Here is a 4,239-nt window from a genome sequence, read left to right as displayed (position 1 = left end):
CCGCCGATTGGCGAGCTGATCGATATCGACGGCGTGAAGGTCCATGCCAAGGTGCAGGGCAGCGGGCCGGATCTGGTGCTGATCCACGGGGCGTCAGGGAATATGCGGGATTTCACCTTTGATATGGTGGACCAGCTTTCCGACCGCTACCGCGTTATCCTGTTCGACCGTCCGGGGCTCGGCTGGACCGACAACCTGCCCCAACACGCGGGCGCATGGAATGCTACGGCGGCCACACCCCATGAACAGGCCGCGCTGTTGCAAAAGGCAGCGGACAGGCTTGGGGTGAACAACCCGATCGTCCTGGGGCACAGCTACGGCGGCGCGGTGGCGCTGGCGTGGGGGCTGTCGCGGCCCGATGACACGGCGGCGCTGGTGCTCGTATCCGCCGTGTCCGAGCCGTGGGAAGGTGACCTTGGATGGCAGTACAAGATCACCGGTTCTGCCTTCGGGTCGGGTATTGTGATCCCGCTGGTCACCGCCTTTGTGCCGCAGGGATTTGTACGCGCCAGCGTCGGCGCGATCTTTGCCCCGCAAGACACGCCTGACGGCTATAGTGATCACATCGGCACCGGCCTGTCCCTGCGCCGGATGTCCATGCGCGCCAATGCGCAACAGGTGAACACGCTGCTGCCCGAGATCAAGAAGATGGTCCCGAAATATGATACGCTGACCCTGCCGGTCGAGCTGATCCACGGCACCGCAGACACCATCGTCCCGCTGGATGTCCACGCGGCAATCGCCACGCCGCAACTGCCCGACGCGGTGCTGACCACCCTGCCCGGCATTGGCCATATGCCACAACATGTGACCCAACCCGACGTCATCGCCGTCATTGACCGCGCAGCGACACGTGCGGGTTTGCGCTAGGGGGCAGAACGCTCCATAAGTTAGGGTGAACAGGATATTTGAGGAGGCCCCCATGGACCTGCCCTTTGACGGTGCGATCAGCGCCTACTTCGAAAATGACGCGCCCGCGCCAATCAACAAGGCGATCAAACGCGCCGACAAGGACGATATCCTAAGCGACAGCTACCCCCATTCCGAACGTCTGGGGCGCAAGCAATATGACCGCGAGATGGATCGGCTCCAGATCGAACTGGTCAAGCTGCAAGCATGGGCGCGCGACACCGGCACGCGTATCGCGATGATCTTTGAAGGCCGCGACGCTGCGGGCAAAGGCGGCACCATCTCGCGCTTCCGTCAGAACCTGAACCAGCGTTCCGCCCATGTGGTGGCCCTGCCCAAACCCACCGAAACCGAAGCAGGTCAGTGGTATTTTCAACGCTATATCAAACATTTGCCTACCGCCGGTGACATGGTGTTCTTTGATCGCAGCTGGTACAATCGCGGCGTCGTCGAACCGGTTTTCGGCTTTTGCACCGAGGCCCAGCGTGAAGCCTTCTTCGATCAGGTTGTCCCGCTGGAAAAGATGCTGGTGGACGATGGGCTGCACCTGTTCAAATTCTGGCTCAACGTAGGCCGCGGCGAACAGCTGCGGCGGATGCTCGCGCGCGAAGGCGACCCGCTGAAACAATGGAAACTCAGCATCATCGATGTCAAAGGGCTGGCGAAATGGGACGCCTATAGCGCCGCGATCAAGGACACGCTGCAGCGGTCCCATACGCCGCAGACCCCGTGGACGGTGATCCGCTCTGACGATAAACGCCGCGCGCGGCTGGCAGCGATCCGGACCGTGCTCCACGCGTTTGACTATACAGGCAAAGATACCAAGGCGATCGGCGCGATTGATGACCAGATTTGCGGCGGGCCGGATATCTGGGATGCCTAAACGCGGCTATCACCACGGCAACCTGCGACAGGCGCTGATCGACGGCGCGCTCAAACTGATCGAGGATCGCGGCCCCACGGGGTTCACCCTATCAGAGGCGGCGAAACAGGCGGGTGTCACACCCGCAGCCGTCTATCGGCATTTCGAAGGCCGCGAAGACCTGATCGCCGAAGGCGCATTGCAAGGCTATGATATCTTTGCCGAATTGATGGAAGCCGCGTATCAATCCGGCCAGCCTTCCGCGCTCAAGGCGTTCGAGGCGACAGGCCGTGCCTATCTTGCCTTCGCCCGCGATTATCCGGGTCATTACATCGCGATGTTCGAAAGCGGTATTTCCGTCAACCGCACCCCCGATCTGGCTGCCGCTGCGGCGCGGGCCAATGGGGTGCTGGAACAGGCCGCAAGCGATCTCAGCCAGCATATCCCGTTGGAAAAACGCCCGCCCGCCTCGATGTTCTCGGCCCATATCTGGGCGCTGAGCCACGGGGTGGTGGAACTCTTCGCCCGTAATTCCCCCGGCAGGGCCTCGCCCTTTCCCGCAGATGATCTGCTGGAAAGCGGCATTGGCATCTACCTGCGCGGCCTTGGTCTGGTGGGACCGGACGACTAGGCGGCGATCTCCTCCAAGGCCTGCGCCGCGATCTCGAAGGATTTGACCCGCGCGGCGTGGTCGTGGATCTGCCCTGTCAGGATCAATTCATCTGGTTTATATGTCTCAATCATCTGCGACAGTTGACGCGCGACGCGCTCGGGGCTGCCCACGGCCGTGACCCGCAGGGCCTGATCGACGGCCTGACGCATCTGAACGCCAACCTCGGCGTCAATATCGCGCACCGGACGCGGCAGCTTGCCCGGTTTGCCGGTGCGCAACCGCACAAAAGCCTGCTGCATGGAGGTCCGAAGGTAAGCCCCCTCTTCATCGGTATCCGCCGCGAAAACATTTGCCGCCAACATGAAATGCGGTTTCTCCCACTGCGCCGAGGGTTTGAAATCGCGACGGTAAATCGCCACGGCGTCTTCCAACGCATCGGGGGCGAAATGCGAGGCAAAGGCATAGGGCAGCCCGAAATGCGCCGCCAACTGCGCGCCATAGAGCGAAGAGCCCAATATCCACACCGGCACATGGGTGCCCTGCCCCGGATGCGCCATCACACGCGCCCCAGCAGGAGCCTCGCCAAGATAGCCGATCAGCTCGGCCACATCTTCGGGGAAACGGTCGCCCCCTTGCATCCCGCGCCGCAAGGCGTGGTACACGGTCTGATCCCCACCGGGCGCGCGGCCAAGGCCCAGATCAATCCGGTTTCCGTGAATCGTGGCAAGCGTGCCAAACTGCTCTGCAATCGCCAGCGGCGCGTGGTTCGGCAACATGATGCCCCCCGCGCCCACACGGATGCGAGAGGTGTGATCCGCCACATGCCCGATCAACACCGATGTCGCGGCAGAGGCGATCCCCGGCATGTTGTGATGCTCTGCCATCCAGTAGCGATAATATCCCGCCGCTTCGGTCCGCTTTGCCAGATCAATCGTATTCGCAATGGCCTGGCGGGCATCTGACCCTTCGGGCACGGGGGAAAGATCAAGGACTGAATATCGCATGGGGCGGCTCCGTTTTTAACGCATCCTTTACCTAAGCACGCAGCATTGAAAACAAAACCACCCCGCCGGCTTCATTTTGCGAAATAAACTCTCCCCGAAGGGTCGGCTGGCCTCAGGCGCATATGAAAAAGGCCGCCCCGGCAGGAGCGGCCTTTTCCAAAAATTGTAAAGTAAAGCTTAACGCTTGGAGAACTGGAAGCTCTTACGCGCTTTCGCACGACCGTACTTCTTACGCTCAACAACACGGCTGTCGCGTGTCAGGAAGCCTGCCGCTTTCAGCGCGCCGCGCAGGGAGGGATCGTACAACTGCAGTGCTTTGGAAACACCGTGCTTAACCGCGCCCGCCTGACCGGACAGACCGCCACCTTTCACAGTTGCAACAACGTCGAACTGACCGTCGGTGCCTGTGATGGTGAAAGGCTGTGCCAGGATCATCTGCAGAACGGGGCGTGCAAAATATTCGTTTTGCGCTTTGCCGTTTACGATGACTTTACCGGAACCTGGTTTGATCCAGACGCGGGCAACCGCATCTTTACGCTTACCGGTTGCATAGGCGCGGCCTTGCGCGTCACGCACGGGCTCGCGTGGGGTCATTTCAACTTCTGTCCCCTGAACGCCACCGATGTTCTCGGTTACGGCCGCTTCGAGGCCTTCGAGTGTTTTGATTTCATCAGCCATGCTTATGCACTCCGCGTGTTTTTAGAGTTCATGGATTTCACGTCCAGAACCTCGGGGCTTTGCGCCTCGTGGGGGTGTTCGGAACCGGCGTAAACGCGCAGGTTGGTCATGATCTGGCGGCTCAGGCGGTTGCCGGGCAGCATGCGCTTGACCGCTTGGGTCACAACACGCTC

At 61.1% G+C, this 4,239-nt stretch carries 6 protein-coding genes; 3 read left to right on the top strand and 3 right to left on the bottom strand.

What is annotated here, in order from left to right:
- The 3 genes from B3849_RS08870 to B3849_RS08860 form a co-directional block, all read left to right on the top strand.
- Window positions 1-870 (top strand): alpha/beta fold hydrolase (locus B3849_RS08870; protein WP_286780030.1); only part of this gene is annotated, 870 nt, incomplete at its 5' end.
- Window positions 871-922: 52 nt separating this feature from the next.
- Window positions 923-1,792 (top strand): polyphosphate kinase 2, encoded by an 870-nt coding sequence (ppk2, locus tag B3849_RS08865; RefSeq protein WP_037944243.1) that lies wholly within the window; start codon window positions 923-925, stop codon window positions 1,790-1,792.
- Window positions 1,785-2,402, top strand: a complete 618-nt coding sequence (locus B3849_RS08860; protein ID WP_005853462.1) for a TetR/AcrR family transcriptional regulator — start codon at window positions 1,785-1,787, stop codon at window positions 2,400-2,402. Before ppk2 ends, B3849_RS08860 begins: the two co-directional genes overlap by 8 nt.
- Here B3849_RS08860 and B3849_RS08855 read toward each other — a convergent pair.
- The 3 genes from B3849_RS08855 to B3849_RS08845 form a co-directional block, all read right to left on the bottom strand.
- On the bottom strand, window positions 2,399-3,388 hold the full coding sequence (locus tag B3849_RS08855) for an LLM class flavin-dependent oxidoreductase (RefSeq protein ID WP_278426287.1): 990 nt from the start codon (window positions 3,386-3,388) through the stop codon (window positions 2,399-2,401). The two genes, B3849_RS08860 and B3849_RS08855, sit on opposite strands and share 4 nt — an antisense overlap.
- Before the next feature lie 177 nt (window positions 3,389-3,565).
- Window positions 3,566-4,066, bottom strand: a complete 501-nt coding sequence (rpsI, locus tag B3849_RS08850) for a 30S ribosomal protein S9 (RefSeq protein ID WP_005853459.1) — start codon at window positions 4,064-4,066, stop codon at window positions 3,566-3,568.
- Window positions 4,067-4,068: 2 nt separating this feature from the next.
- On the bottom strand, window positions 4,069-4,239 hold a 171-nt coding region (locus B3849_RS08845; protein WP_286780035.1), incomplete at its 5' end, for an uL13 family ribosomal protein.

The organism is Sulfitobacter sp. UBA4523 (assembly GCF_002388305.1).
In the GTDB taxonomy this organism is placed as follows: domain Bacteria; phylum Pseudomonadota; class Alphaproteobacteria; order Rhodobacterales; family Rhodobacteraceae; genus Sulfitobacter; species Sulfitobacter pontiacus.
This window is presented reverse-complemented; position numbering and strand designations above follow the sequence as displayed.